This window comes from Psychrobacter sp. N25K4-3-2 (assembly GCF_015351755.1).
Taxonomy (GTDB): Bacteria; Pseudomonadota; Gammaproteobacteria; order Pseudomonadales; family Moraxellaceae; genus Psychrobacter; species Psychrobacter glaciei.
Genome location: NZ_JADKLX010000002.1, coordinates 546151 through 561041, shown reverse-complemented (window position 1 = coordinate 561041; position 14891 = coordinate 546151). Strand labels below are relative to the sequence as shown.

The 14891-nt window shown below is 41.1% G+C and carries 12 protein-coding genes, 1 tRNA gene and 1 pseudogene; 6 read left to right on the top strand and 8 right to left on the bottom strand.

Features of this window, described 5'->3' with window-relative positions:
* The first annotated feature begins 31 nt into the window (after window positions 1-31).
* Complete coding sequence (locus IOD06_RS07365) at window positions 32-2542, top strand: YadA-like family protein (protein WP_194620241.1); 2511 nt, start codon at window positions 32-34, stop codon at window positions 2540-2542.
* Window positions 2543-2884: 342 nt separating this feature from the next.
* On the opposite strand, the gene IOD06_RS07360 is transcribed toward IOD06_RS07365, so the two are convergent.
* Together IOD06_RS07360 and IOD06_RS07355 are read right to left on the bottom strand one after the other, a co-directional pair.
* Complete coding sequence (locus tag IOD06_RS07360; protein ID WP_010199082.1) at window positions 2885-3163, bottom strand: peptidylprolyl isomerase; 279 nt, start codon at window positions 3161-3163, stop codon at window positions 2885-2887.
* 594 nt (window positions 3164-3757) lie between these two features.
* Entirely contained in the window at window positions 3758-4189 is a 432-nt protein-coding gene (locus IOD06_RS07355) for an Lrp/AsnC family transcriptional regulator (protein ID WP_020443938.1), read from the bottom strand.
* A gap of 168 nt (window positions 4190-4357) precedes the next feature.
* On the opposite strand from IOD06_RS07355, the gene IOD06_RS07350 reads away from it, so the two are divergent.
* The 3 genes from IOD06_RS07350 (at window position 4358) to IOD06_RS07340 (ending at window position 8166) form a co-directional block, all read left to right on the top strand.
* Window positions 4358-5464, top strand: a complete 1107-nt coding sequence (locus IOD06_RS07350) for an ornithine cyclodeaminase (protein ID WP_194620239.1) — start codon at window positions 4358-4360, stop codon at window positions 5462-5464.
* Window positions 5465-5707: 243 nt separating this feature from the next.
* A complete protein-coding gene (locus IOD06_RS07345; protein WP_194620237.1) occupies window positions 5708-6667 on the top strand; it encodes an arginase in 960 nt (319 codons plus the stop codon).
* A gap of 95 nt (window positions 6668-6762) precedes the next feature.
* Entirely contained in the window at window positions 6763-8166 is a 1404-nt protein-coding gene (locus IOD06_RS07340) for a YjiH family protein (protein WP_194620235.1), read from the top strand.
* Between the two features lie 364 nt (window positions 8167-8530).
* Here the strand turns inward: IOD06_RS07340 and IOD06_RS07335 are convergent, their stop codons facing one another.
* On the bottom strand, window positions 8531-9448 hold the full coding sequence (locus tag IOD06_RS07335) for a DMT family transporter (RefSeq protein WP_227669946.1): 918 nt from the start codon (window positions 9446-9448) through the stop codon (window positions 8531-8533).
* 148 nt (window positions 9449-9596) lie between these two features.
* On the opposite strand from IOD06_RS07335, the gene IOD06_RS07330 reads away from it, so the two are divergent.
* Window positions 9597-10052, top strand: a complete 456-nt coding sequence (locus IOD06_RS07330) for an Lrp/AsnC family transcriptional regulator (protein ID WP_189584166.1) — start codon at window positions 9597-9599, stop codon at window positions 10050-10052.
* An 89-nt stretch (window positions 10053-10141) separates the two neighbouring features.
* Here the strand turns inward: IOD06_RS07330 and IOD06_RS13815 are convergent, their stop codons facing one another.
* The 4 genes and pseudogenes from IOD06_RS13815 to IOD06_RS07315 form a co-directional block, all read right to left on the bottom strand.
* Window positions 10142-10414, bottom strand: coding sequence for a transposase (locus tag IOD06_RS13815; RefSeq protein ID WP_194620233.1), 273 nt, complete (start codon window positions 10412-10414; stop codon window positions 10142-10144).
* A 168-nt stretch (window positions 10415-10582) separates the two neighbouring features.
* Window positions 10583-11362: a transglutaminase family protein gene (locus IOD06_RS07320; RefSeq protein WP_194620231.1), complete on the bottom strand. Its 780-nt coding sequence runs from the start codon at window positions 11360-11362 to the stop codon at window positions 10583-10585.
* A gap of 58 nt (window positions 11363-11420) precedes the next feature.
* Window positions 11421-11732: pseudogene (locus IOD06_RS13595) on the bottom strand (hypothetical protein); the annotation flags it as partial.
* A 218-nt stretch (window positions 11733-11950) separates the two neighbouring features.
* Window positions 11951-12027: transfer RNA gene (locus IOD06_RS07315), tRNA-Val, on the bottom strand.
* A gap of 300 nt (window positions 12028-12327) precedes the next feature.
* Between IOD06_RS07315 and IOD06_RS07310 the strand changes: the two genes are divergently transcribed.
* A complete protein-coding gene (locus IOD06_RS07310; RefSeq protein ID WP_194620229.1) occupies window positions 12328-13305 on the top strand; it encodes a glutathione S-transferase family protein in 978 nt (325 codons plus the stop codon).
* Window positions 13306-13432: 127 nt separating this feature from the next.
* On the opposite strand, the gene hemB is transcribed toward IOD06_RS07310, so the two are convergent.
* Window positions 13433-14440, bottom strand: coding sequence for a porphobilinogen synthase (hemB, locus tag IOD06_RS07305; RefSeq protein WP_194620227.1), 1008 nt, complete (start codon window positions 14438-14440; stop codon window positions 13433-13435).
* Between the last annotated feature and the right edge of the window lie 451 nt (window positions 14441-14891).

Here is a 14891-nt window from a genome sequence, read left to right as displayed (position 1 = left end):
ACTTCATTAAATAATTCAGAGAGGAAATATTATGCAAACCAATTTTCAGCGCAAGCTTTTGGCTATAGCGATTACTACAGCGACAGGCGCATTTTTTGTATCACCAGTTATGGCAGTTGGTAATCCAGACGTAGTACAATGTGGACCGGAGAGTGGTGGGAGTGGAACAGTAGACTGTTCTGCTAGTTCTACACTAAATTCGGACTTGGTTATTACAAACACTGGTACTAACGGTGGTTCTTTAACAGTAGCAGGCGCTACTGACTTAGGCGACACATTGGACGTTGCTGGTGCAACTGACTTAAACAGCACACTAAATGTTAATGGTGCTACCACGACAAATGGCATCACTAATACTGGCAATATTACTACTGGTAGCCTTACGACAACTGGTGCAACTAATACAAATGGTCTTACTAATACTGGTACTTTAACCAACAACGGCGCAACTCAGTTAAATGGCAATACCACAGTAGGTACTGCCACAAACCCAGCTAATCTAAAAGTCAATGGTAATACAGAGACGACTGGTAATACCGTCACTACAGGTACGACAACTACTAATGGTCTAACCAGCAATGCGCCGACTCAGATAAACAGTACGTTAGGTGTTACAGGTTTATCTACAACAGCTGGTATAGCGAACACTGGCAATATTGGAACTACTACCCTCAATGCGACTGGTCAAACTACTACTAACGGTATCGGTAACACAGGTGATATAGCTAACTCAGGCGACATCACTAACGGTGGCGATATCGCTAACACAGGCACGCTAACCAATACTGGTGCTACTGAACTACAAGACACATTAAGTGTTGCAGGCCAATCTAGCACCAATGGTTTGGATAACACCGGTCTTCTTGCTAACGACGGTGACATCACTAACACAGGCACGCTAACCAATACTGGCGCTACTGAACTACAAGACACATTAAGTGTTGCAGGCCAATCTAGCACCAATGGTTTGGATAACACCGGTCTTCTAGCCAACACAGGTAATTTAACCAACTCAGGCACGCTAACCAATACTGGCGCTACTGAACTACAAGACACATTAAGTGTTGCAGGCCAATCTAGCACCAATGGTTTGGATAACACCGGTCTTCTTGCTAACGACGGTGACATCACTAACACAGGCACGCTAACCAATACTGGCGCTACTGAACTACAAGACACATTAAGTGTTGCAGGCCAATCTAGCACCAATGGTTTGGATAACACCGGTCTTCTAGCCAACACAGGTAACTTGACCAACTCAGGCACGCTAACAAACACTGGTGCAACTACCTTACAAAACACGCTAAGCGTGGCAGGTCAAACGACTACGAAGGGTATTGCTAACACTGGACTACTAGCCAACACAGGTAACCTGACTAACTCAGGTACACTAACGAACACTGGGGCAACTACCTTACAAAATACGCTAAGCGTAGCGGGTCAAACGACCACGAATGGTATAGCTAATACAGGTGCTATCAGTACAGACAGTCTGACTACTACTGATTTTACAGCAACAGGTCAAACGACTACTAACGGTATTGCTAACACCGGTCTTCTAGCCAACACTGGTAACTTGACTAACTCAGGTACACTAACGAATACTGGTGCAACTACCTTACAAAACACGCTAAGCGTGGCAGGTCAAACGACTACCAATGGTATTGCTAACACCGGTCTGCTAGCCAACACTGGTAACCTAACCAACTCAGGTACTTTAACGAATACTGGTGCAACTACCTTACAAAACACGCTAAGCGTGGCAGGTCAAACGACTACCAATGGTATTCGTAACACCGGTCTTCTAGCCAACACAGGTAATTTAACCAACTCAGGTACTTTAACGAATACTGGTGCGGCTACATTAGGTAATACGTTAAGTGTGGCAGGTCAAACGACTACGAACGGTATTGCTAACACAGGTGCTATCAGTACAGACAGTGTGACGACGACCGATTTGACAGCAACAGGTCAAACGACTACGAACGGTATCAATAATACTGGTGATATAAATACGACTGGTAACCTATCAGTAACGGGCACTGTGACTGCCAATGAGTTAGTTCTAACCAATACTTTTAGACCTGATGATATCAGTACGCAAAACCTAGATACGCAAACCCTAGAAGTATCGCAGTCACTCACTGTTAGTCAGGGTGCTGCAGTTAATATGGGCGGTAACGTGGTACGAAATGTAGGCGCAGGTCAGCTCTCTGCTACTTCAACTGATGCCGTGAACGGTGGTCAATTGTTCCAAAGTCAGGCTGAAGCATTTGGTTATACAGATCGTGAGATTAATGCATTAGAGGATCGTCAAAATAAGGCAATAGCATCATCATTAGCATTTGCTGGTCTTAAGTATTCAGACGTTCCAGGTAAGTTTAGTGTTGGCTTAGCAGGAGGTACTTGGTCTGGTGAGACAGGCTATGCGCTAGGGGTTAACTATACGACGGTAGATGGTAAATTTGGATTAAATAGTGCTTTCGGTGGTAACAGTGGTGATCAAGGTGGTAATTTAGGCTTATCATTCCTTATCAATTAATAGTTATATTTCTTGATTAAATAGTTGTGCTTAGGATGTGATTCAAGTACGAATTTTCCTTCTACAGCGCACACTTTACAGACAAAAAAAGCCCCAATCTTAAGATTGGGGCTTTCTGGGTTTGGTAAGCATAAGCAGACTCGAAATGCTGACCTCTACTCTGTCCATAATATCTTAGATGATAGTTAGCGGGGCTATCCTAGATAAGTAAAAAAATCTAGGATAGCCTCTTATGTTATTAGCTATGACACTGACATTAGATTGTAAGTTGCTTTAGATCGTATATGAGTCAGGATAAGGCATTTTTCAGTCAGCTACCACTCAAAGCTCCGGCGCTAGTGCTTACGTCCTGTAAAGCACTTTAACCACGTGCCAGCCAAATTTGGTTTTCACTAAATGTGGGGTGAAGAGTTCGCCGCTGAAGCAGACTTTGTCAAATGGCGGTACCATGTCGCCTTTTTCAAACTCACCTAAGCTGCCGCCTTTTTTACCTGATGGGCAGGTTGAGTGTTTTTTAGCCAGTACATCAAACTTGGCGCCTTTTTTAAGCTTGGCAATAATGTCTTCAGCCTGCTCTTTGTGTTTTACTAAAATATGCAATGCGCTAGCTGTACGAGCCATAATGTAAACCTTTCATAAAATATCGATAATTGGGGCATTATATCACTACTTGCCTTGGTTGCTAACTGCACTTGTATGTCCTGCATCATCAAAAATCATTGCCTACACAGGCGTGACTATATGGATGAGAATAGGTGCCTCTTGAATATCGCTGTCAGTACATCACTGTATTGTTTTTATTGCTTATTCTCTGCGTATAACTGATAAAAATATGAAGCGTATTACCTGTATTCATGCGCATTCAAATTAAATTCACTGATAATGAAGGTCGTACACTTGCAACTGTACCTTTAAAAAAATATACGAGTCTTTATTGGGTTGCCAGTACTGAAACCTATTTTAAATAGTAAGCGGTGAATCGCCCCGATCATTGAAGCGTAGGAGTTTTAGAGGTCTATACTCTAATGATTACCTAATAACCTAGTCAAAAACCATCAAGCCAATTGAGTACATTCAGATGTACACTAACTCAATATAAAAGCCTATATCCATTGAAATTACGTGGGCTACAGCCAGACATTCAATTCCTCATTAGGGAATTACATCCTTAGAGCGTGACTGACACCGTATCCAATTTACAAAGGATTGACTATATTACAAACTCGAAAGCAGAACACTGGTTTCGCTATTCAGAATGCCGTCAATCTCTCTGACTTGACGCAGCACTTCATCAAACTCTCTCAAGCTTGTGGTGTGTATTTCTGCTACTAAATCCCACGCTCCATTGGTCGTATGTAGCTTAATCAGTTGCGGGATACCCCGCAGTTTCCTAATCACTTGTGACGTAGACTTTCCTGTTACTTCAATCATCATCATTGCTTTGACGGTTTCTTTGTCTAGTGCCTCATGCACTCGAATCGTAAATCCTAAAATAGCGCCGTTATGCATCAGTCTATCCAATCTGTTTTGGATAGTGGCACGAGAGACTTTGAGTTTTTTAGCAAGGTTTGAGATGGTTGCTCGACCATCTTGTCGAAGTTCAGATATCAGTTCGCTATCTAAAGAATCATAAGTGTAATACGCCATAAAAACGCTTCCTTCATTGAATTTTGACATTATGCTAAGTAGCACTTAACAATATGTCAAAAATACGTCCATATTTAATAACTTATTGACATTTTAACTGACAATTATAGTTGGTAGGATATTAATTGTCGGTTCAACAAACAATATTCATGAAAAGGAACAGCATTAATGTCTAAATTTATCGTATCACCCAAGGAAGGCGTGCCATTCGTTAGTGTACAAGCGATGGCTAAAATGATTCATGATTATGGCGTTGAGCAATGTATTACAGATCTAGTGGATGCTTTAGAGCAAGATTTTCTTCGTTGGGATCAATTTGAAAAATCTTCTCGCTTTGCTTCGCATTCCAAAGACGGTGTCATCGAGTTGATGCCAGTCAGCGATGGAGAGATGTTTGCTTGTAAATATGTCAATGGTCATCCGATTAATACCACACGAAACTTGCAGACCGTAGCAGCGATGGGTATCTTGTCTGACGTCGAGACTGGGTATCCTATTTTGCTGACAGAAATGTGCATCCTGACGGCATTACGTACGGCTGCCACATCAGCTATGTTGGCCAAACATTGTGCGCCAAAAGGCGTTACAAAACTGGCGTTAATAGGAAACGGCGCTCAGTCTGAATTTCAAGCCTTGGGTATGAAAGCCATCATGGGTATCTCAGAAGTTCGTTTGTATGATATTGATCCAGCGGCATCACAGAAAACGGCTGACAATCTTGCAGACTCAGGCTTGAACATCATTGTTTGTCGTACGTTAGAGGAAGCTGTTTTAGGTGCAGAGATCATCACTACCTGTACGGCTGACAAAACCAATGCCACTATTTTACGCGACGATATAATCACAAAAGGTGTTTATATTAATGCGATAGGCGGTGATTGTCCTGGCAAAACAGAGCTGGATAGCAACATATTAATGCGAGCAGATCATGTGATTGTAGAGTTTGAGCCTCAGACACGCATTGAGGGGGAGATCCAAAATTTATCAAACGACTTCCCTGTTACTGAATTTCATCGCATCCTCAAAGGTGAAGTGCAAGCTCGAACGTCAGATGATGATCTAGTCGTGTTTGATGGTGTTGGTTTTGCATCAGAAGACTTTACGGCATTGGTATTTTTGCGTGACTTGATCAAAAAGCAGGGAGGGTATGAGATTTTAGATATGATCCCTCAGCAAGCTGACCCTAAAAACCTATATTCGGTAGTGAAAGAGCATAGCAAAGATCATAGCTTAGTGACGAATGAAGCTGAATCGGTGGCTGCGGCTATGTCGTAAGTGATTAATACAATCGCTATTGATACAACAGTAATTAGTACAAAAAAATGATAAGCACTTCTCATTTTGTGTAGCGTTTAAAATCTGCATCATTTTTTAAATTTTATCTATATTTAGCAAGGCTCTTGGACAGTTATGGATATGTTTATTTTTTAAATATATCTGCTAATTTTCAAGAGCTTTAATATATAAAAATGAATTTAAGTTGATGTAAAAATTATTTTATTTAATAGAGACAAAATCATGACTGATATGATGAAAAACATAAGAATAGTAGAAGTTTATTCGGATATTGCAGGATATAAAAAAGGCGCTTCTCTAGGCATTGATGCATTAAAAGCGTCATCAAAAGAGCTTAATGCAGATTATTTTGAAAAATTGCAATTCGACAGTATTGAGGATGATAGTAATAGTGAAGGGGAATCACAATTTGCGCATGCAAAATATGCTGATGTGATTGAACCGATTATCTCTAAGTTAGCACATAAAATAAAAGATATCAGAAATGAGAATAAATTCCCCATCGTTTTAGCTGGAGACCACTCTAGCTGCGCAGGAACGATGCATGGTCTAAAAATGGCGCATCCTGATGCTGAAATTGGTGTGGTCTATATAGACGCACATGCTGACTTTCATTCACCCTATACCAGTGGATCAGGCAACATGCATGGCATGCCTTTAGCCATGGCGTGTGCCATTGACAATCTAGAATGTCAGCGCAATGAGCTCTCTGAAAAAGAAACAGAGTATTGGGAGAGATTGAAATTCATGGCATCAAGCGAACCATCTATCAAGCCAGAGAATGTGGTTTTCTGTGCTGTTAGGGATTATCAAGAAGAAGAAATGGATTTAATTAGAAGACATAAAATCCCTTTATATAGCGTTGCTGAGATAACTCAAAAAGGCATCAGTTCCACAGTAGAGGAAATCTTTAAGAAGCTAGAATATTGTGATCACATTTATGTCTCGTTTGATGTTGATAGCGTTGACCCTTTGTATGTGCCAGGAACCGGTACGCCTGCAATGAATGGCCTGTCATACGAACAAGCCATGCAACTTAACATAGAGTTAATCAAGAATAAGAAAGTATGCTGTTGGGAAATGGCAGAAATCAATCCTTTGTATAATAATTCAAAAGATGACTCAACCAGAATATTTAAAATCTTAGAAAAAGTGACACAGTCTCTTTTAAAGAATTACTAATATTAAATATTTAAAATAAGTTAAAGCATCTAGCCTAAATATATGTATTGAAAATATTTAGGTTAGTTAAAAAATGGACTGCGAGTAACAATAATATGGACATTATTAAAGCTAGTTCTTCAAGTCAAGATGTTAGCAATATCAATATCAAACAATTTTTAAAATTCTTTATACCCTCTATAATAGGTTTGATGCTTTTCGTATTTCCAATTCCCTATGTAGATGGTAAATTTGTATCATATGCAGAAGGATTCACCATTCCTATCTCTGTGTTAAAGGATTATATACAAGGGTACATGGGTGATATTTTACCATTGCTTGTTGTAATCTCAATTATGATTACACTGTGTTGTACGTTGTATACTAAAATCATGAAACCTTCATTGATTTTGAATAATGCATTTTTAAACAACTTACTGAATGTCACAACACCTTGGCTTATTATTAGAATGCTTGGTGCATTTTTTGTGGTCGTTACCTATTTCAAATTTGGGTTTGAGGCAATATATTCAGACAATATTGGCGGCTTAATATTATATGAGTTAATGCCAATACTTTTTATCGTCTTTTTCTTAGCTGGATTATTGCTACCGTTATTGCTCGATTTTGGCTTGTTAGAATTTTTTGGTGTTTTATTAAGTAAAGTGATGAGACCTTTATTTGGTTTGCCCGGTAGGTCCTCTGTAGATTGTCTAACATCATGGTTGGGTGATGGCACGATTGGCGTATTGCTAACTGATAAACAGTTGGAAGGCGGATTTTATACCAAAAAAGAAGCGGCCGTTATTGCTACCAGCTTTTCAGCAGTTTCGATTACATTCTGTTTGGTTGTCATCTCTCAGGTTAAGCTAGAAACTTACTTTCTCAATATGATTGGGGTCGTGGCTTTATGCGGGATCGTTTGTGCTTTAATAGTACCAAGATTACTGCCTTTATCTAGAATTGAAGATACGTATGTAGTAGAAAACAGTGATAGAGATCATGAAACCATCCCTGAAGGAAAAACATTATTTACCCATAGTTTACATAAAGCCGTTCACAAAGCAGAAAAAAGTCCAAGCTTTTATACTTTCTTAAAGGATGGGTTAAAAAATATTTTGGATATGTGGATCGGAATATTACCTGTCGTTATGGCAATCGGGACGATGGGCTTAATCGTTGCAGAAGAAACACCTGTATTTGATTATTTAGGTATGCCGTTTATTCCTTTCTTGGAGTTATTGAATATACCTTTTGCAGCAGAAATGTCAAAAACGATCATGGTAGGTTTTGCCGATATGTTTTTACCTGCTATTATCGGTTCTTCAATAGAATCAGAGTTAACTCGATTTGTCATCGCTTGCTTATCAGTTTCTCAATTGATCTATATGTCAGAAGTAGGTGGATTGATTTTAGGAACGAAGATTCCAGTGAGCTTTTTTCAGTTATTAGTCATTTTTCTATTAAGAACCATTATTTCATTACCGATTATTGCACTATGTGCTCATATGATTTTTTAATATGTCTCGTTCTAAAATAGATTGATGGTTTTCAATGAGCCAGATGCCTTACGCATCTGGCTTTTTTGTATTAAGCCGAGCATGAATAACTCTCATGTATAGTCAATCCTATATAAATCAGATACGGTGTCAGGCAGCTTAATTCTATTTATTAGGTGTCTTAAGTTTGGGAGGGTTACCTGGGCACTGTAGTACACATATTCGATGAAACTCCTCCCGTATACTTACTTTATACTAAGGCATGTTAGCAATTCGAATAATAGTAATCTAACTGGTATAGAGGTGGCTAAATTCTGCCAAACAGTGTTTGACGGTAGTTTATTTCTTTTTTATCTTCATTTTTAAAATGAGGACATGTCCTCATTTATTTCGCTCGATTAGACAAAATGACGCCAATTGTGCTTAACACTATGCCGCATATCATTACGATTGATAAGGCTTCATGAAGTATCAACGCTGCGAGTAATGCGGTTAATCCGGGAGAAAGCGAGCCAAGTAACAAAGAGCGAATCGAACCAAGTTTATTGACCGCATAAGAAAATCCAATGGTTGAGATGACACCAACACCAACGCCTTGGACTAAGATAAAAGGTAGGGCGTCGTCAAAAGAAATCACCCCTAGATTTGTCTTCAAAATACCAGATAGAACCATCACTAATGTCATAAAGAATGACGTATAAGAAAGCACGATAGCAACAGCTATTGGACTCAATTTCGTATTTTTTAAGCCTAAGGTGTAACCCGCCCAAACCAGACTCGCTATCAGTAAAAAGGCTGCGCCATGTAGAAGACTGTTAGGTATTGACCTTGCATTCCCGACAATCATAGTGGCTATGCCAAAGAGAATAAGAAGAAATGCCAAAAATTTACTCAGCGAGATTCGTTGGCGATAAAAAATAAAGGACAAGAGTGCGGCAAAGAATACTGGCGTCCCTGTCAAAATAGTGCCAACGTAAGCTGCTGGAGCAGTGCTCGCGCCAAAAGTGGCTAGCAAGAGAAAAGGAACACCGCCAAGCATAATAAACGTGATATCAGACCATCTAATATTTTTGATTTCATTCAAACTAGACAATACCCATGGCGTCAATAAAAGTAGGGGCACGCTAAATCGAATTAACATGACATCAGCAATGCTTAACGACGACGCACCAACAGCTCGAACAGTTAATGCAAAGCCTGACCAGATAAATAACACAATAATCATAGCCATATAGCCTTTCATTAGCGGCGACATTATGAATAAGGGTTTTTTACGTGGTGAGGACTGAAATACTGTATTCATATTGATTTCTTATGCTTGTACTTAAAAATCAATTATCAATCAAAAGCCACGCCTTTATCTCTGTTTATTGATTGCAATTTCATAGTTATTTGATGGATAATGCTAAATAACTGTAAAATTTTGGCTGAAAACGCTAGAGAGGTAATTTATGGATAAGATTGATCGTCATATTTTGGAAGTGCTTCAAAAAGAAGGACGTTTATCAACGGCTGAATTAGCCGAGCGAATAGGGTTGTCACCCTCACCTTGTGCCAGACGCTTGAAACGTTTAGAAGATGAGTTTTATATAGAGGGCTATCAGGCGAACGTAAACAAAGCTAAAGTTGGTATTACGATGAGCTTTTTTGTAGAAGTTAGTCTGAGCAACCATCAAGAAGAATCAATTATAGCCTTTGAAAAAGCGTTATCTGAGATGGATGAGGTGATTAATGGACATGTTGTTTCGGGCTCTTACGATTACTTATTAGAGGTGGTAAGCCCAGACCTCAACGGTTATGAAGAATTTACTCGTAAGCTACATAAGCTTACGAGCGTTAAAGACATACATACTCACTTGTCAGTTAGGCAAGTGATCCATAAAACGACGTTGCCTACTTTTATGTGATCTTTTTTGAGTGCAATCCAGTTCGCTAAACTATAATGTCAATTGAGCTATTCTGAAGAAATTGTAGAAACTAACATGGGAGGTTTTAATCAGACAGCTCGATCATAATGACCCATGCTGTCGATTTTATAGTCATTAAGTTCATATCTAACACTAGCAGTTCGATGCCTGTATAGTGCACCGAACATATACTGATAAATCATTGAACGAATACACCACTTTGAAAATGGGTTTAGAGAATTAATAGGGATCAGTCCTAAAAAGGCAGCAGCCTGAGACGCTTTAGTAAAGTTTTTATCGTGCATGAGAGACAACATCTGTCTTGAGACAATAACACCAACGCCGTTACTCGTTTGTAGCATATCTTGGTCTCGCTTTATTCTTGGACACGCAACATGGCATGCTTACCTTGTCCTTGATCCGCAGGGCGAAGAGCGCGAAACCGATTGAGCAAAACCACTGCCGCCTCCCTCCTGTGATGGCGGCGGTCAGTGTCTTAATCGCAGGCCCGCATGCCTAGGGTCAGGATACTAAGCTTGTCTGGTCACGGATACCGATTGGTTGACAAATTCCATGGATCCGAACGAGGTCAAGAACGCGACGCTGGACGCATCGGATCCAACACCGATGCGTGCCATCGTGTCGGCATCTGCCATGCCGGTCGGATCAATGAGGTGCCAGCTTCCCCCGAGATATACTTCGGCCACGGCATGGAAGTCCTGTGGCGTCACATCAGGCGCATAAACACTCGCGAACCTAGCGGGTATCGACGACGCACGCGCTAGTGTCACGAGAACATGCGCGAAGTCGCGGCAGACGCCCTGACGTTGAACAAAGCTGTCGAGCGCGGTGGTTTGTGCGTGGCTCGATCCAGGCACATAGCTAAACGCCGATTCGATCCAATCACGCATCGCGGCAATCCGTGCGCCGCCAGCGAGATCGCCAAATTCGGCGTCCACGAAGGCTTGGAACTCGTCTGACGGGCAATAGCGAGACGGCATCAAATGTTTGATCGTCTCTCCGGGCAAAAGGTGGAGTGGCGTTTGGGGCAGTGCCGATATGTCCAAGATAGGACGGTCAACGGCAATTTCTGCGATGTAAGTGCAGCTAAAATCCCCTTCGGCGCGGATCCAAATCCGCTCTCCTATGCCATCATCGGCGGCGACCCGTGAAAAATGCGCAACGTCTGATGTCCAAATCTCGGTCGAACGCACCCGCTGATCCACAAGATCGGCGGCTTCGATCTGAAGTAAAAGGTCCATTGGCGCGGAGAGTCGATAATGGAGTTTGACGTTAAGTTTCAGGATCATGTTCGAATTCCCTAAGGGTAGTGATCTGTCGGGCTATATCGGAGACTGTTTACTTAAGTCAATCAGCAATGCCTGACAGGGCTAAATTATCATAATACCGCTTTTCAAACTCAAAAGGTGAGACATAATCAACTGCACTATGCAGTCGGGCTTTATTAAACCTTAGAAGCGTTAAAAATAGATTAGTTATCGATTTTGCTTCGCAAGACGAGAGCTGTGCTCAAAGTGCCGCCCATTCAAGGGTTGCCAGTTCAACATCGTTAACCCCATGCCACTGCTCTTTTAGGTACTCAATCATCTCAGACTTATATAGCCCGTTGATGATTTCAGCCAAGGCATTATCGTATGAATCGCCTGTTGTGCCACTTGAGAGTGTTTTAAATAATTTAGGGTAGAGGTCGAAAGTGCTACTCTGAAAGATAGGCGAAATAGAGAGCAGGCACAATTTAGGCAGACATGTTTTTTGATGACGTTTGCTGAAAGTGAGAGAAGAGGAAATTTGAATCGACGTATAGTTTCCTTTCCCCTTACAGCCCATATTTTACGGACAAAAAAAGCCCCAATCGTGAGATTGGGGCTTTCTAAATTTGGTAGGCATAAGCAGACTCGAACTGCTGACCTCTACCATGTCAAGGTAGCGCTCTAACCAACTGAGCTATACGCCTATTTAGGTTGAGCATTTTAGCAAGTTTCTCAGACTTTGCAAGTCTTTTTTATCATAATCTTATTTTATTATCATAATATTTAGAATTGAAGTCTATATTAAGCACTACAGAATATTTTTTTGTGTATATTTACTAAATATATCATTTAATAAGTTTAGTTTTTATTGTTAATTATAATGAATAAGAGCCTATAACTGGTATGATATCTCTCTAACTGAAGTGAGAGTCATAATAGTAATGACTTAGATTCAGTCATGCCTAACAGCGTCAAATGAAAATTAGAAATAGTCGGAGAATAATATGGGCTTATTGGTAGACGGACAATGGCAAGACAAATGGTACGAGACAGAAGCCAACGGTGGACGTTTTGAGCGTGAAGACGCAGGCTTTAGAAACTGGGTGACCGTGGATGGCAGGGCAGGGCTAACAGGTATTGAGGGCTTTAAAGCCGAATCTGACCGTTACCATCTATATGTGTCGCTTGCGTGTCCTTGGGCGCATCGTGCTTTGATTTATCGTAAGCTCAAAGGTTTAGAAGACCTCATCCCAATATCCGTGGTTAATCCCTATATGGGTGAGCACGGTTGGACATTTGCAGATGGTGCAGGCGTCGTTGCTGACCCAGTTATCCATGCAGACTATGCGTATGAGCTGTATACCAAAGCAAAGCCAGATTATACAGGCCGTGTCACAGTGCCGATTTTATGGGATAAAAAGACCAATACGATCGTGAGTAATGAATCATCTGAAATCATTCGCATGTTTAATTCAGCTTTCGACGAAGTTGGTGCTGTAGCAGGTAATTTTTTGCCAGCAGATCTGTTGAGCGAAATCGATGATATCAATACGTTTGTTTATTCTACGATTAATAATGGGGTGTATAAAACTGGGTTTTCGACCACACAAGAAGCCTATGAAGAGGCCGTGATTGAGCTGTTTGCGGCACTAGATACACTTGAGGCGCGCTTGGCACAGCAGCGTTATCTAACAGGCAGCACTATAACCGAAGCCGATTGGCGACTGTTTACCACCTTGGTGCGTTTTGATGCCGTTTATGTTGGGCATTTTAAGTGTAATCTGCATCGCATTGTTGATTATCCAAATCTGTGGGGCTATCTGCGTGATTTATATCAGGTGCCAGGTATTGCAGAGACGGTGAATATGACGCATATCAAGCAGCATTACTACACCAGTCATGCCAATATCAATCCCACTCGTATCATACCTGTTGGTCCTGCTATTGATTTTACGACAGCGCATAATCGTGAGCAGTTATAAATATCGATACTTCGTAAGCACAATAAAAATCTTTTGCCTCAAATAGAGTTGCAGTATAAAAAATCGCCCCAGCGACTATGAAGCAGCTGGGGCGATTTTTGCGATATAAAAGGCCATTTAATTGCTATTAAGCATTGTTTAATTGGCGGGCAGCCTCAAGTGCAAAGTACGTCAAGATACCATCAGCCCCAGCACGGCGGAAGCCAATCAAAGATTCTAAGATGACCGCATCGCTCAACCAGCCATTTTGAATAGCAGCCATATGCATGGCATATTCGCCAGAGACCTGATAAGCAAAGGTTGGTACGCCAAAGGTATTTTTGACTTCACGAATCAAATCTAAGTATGGCTGACCAGGTTTTATCATGACCATATCAGCGCCTTCGTTAATGTCCATGGCGACTTCATGCAGTGCTTCAGCACGATTGCCAAAGTCCATCTGATATTGTTTCTTATGCCCACCTTTTAGATTGCCAGCACTGCCGACAGCATCACGGAATGGACCATAATATGCAGAGGCATACTTGGCTGAGTAGGCCATAATCGCGGTATTCACAAAACCTTCTGCTTCAAACGCATCACGCATGGCTTTGATACGACCATCCATCATATCACTAGGAGAGATGATATCAGCACCTGCGCGGGCATGGACGAGCGCTTGCTTGACCAATACTTCGATGGTTGCATCGTTGATGACATAGCCACTATCATCGAGCAGGCCGTCTTGACCGTGTGAAGTATAAGGATCTAATGCCACATCAGTCATGACGACCATTTCTGGCACAGCGTCTTTGACCGCCTTTATCGTACGTGCAGTCAGGGCATTTTCATCATAGGCTGCTTTGCCATCAGGCGTTTTTAAGGCATTATCAATGACAGGGAAGATGTCTATAGTAGTGACACCTTCTGCTAATAATTCCTTGGCATAATCAATCAGCAAATCAACTGACAAGCGTTCAACACCCGGCATACTAGCGATGGTTTCACGCTGGTTGTTGCCTTCTAAGACAAATACGGGGGCGATGAAATGCTTAGGATGTAGCTCTACTTCACGAATCATAGCCCGTACATTATCGTTATAACGTAGGCGGCGCAGACGAGTGGCAGGGTATTGGCGGTTAAAGGTATAGGTCATAATCATTCCTTACGATCGTTTTAATGGTTATCGCTTCATGTCATTAAAGCATAGGTGCTGATATAGCCAGTTCAATATAAAAAAGAGACAGCGTGACTGATATAAATTTTTTGTAGCCTCTGTCTGCGTAGGCACAGCAAGCAAGAAGAATTTATACTAGTCACGCATCATAACGTCGTGTATCTATTTTATTTAGTATCGACTATAGATGTAATATTTGAAAATGGGCGCTAACAAAATAGCCGTTAGCCTAGGGCGTGTCTTCAATTCACTCGATAGTCATCTAAATGGGCTAAAAATGGCTAAATCTTGCCAAACATCGTCAAATAGCTGGTTAATATCCCGATATTATCTGCACTCTTTTTCTTGTTTGACGGCAATTTATCTCATTTTTATCACCATTTTTGAAATGAAGACACGCCCTAGTGATTCTACTATAACCAAAGACAGC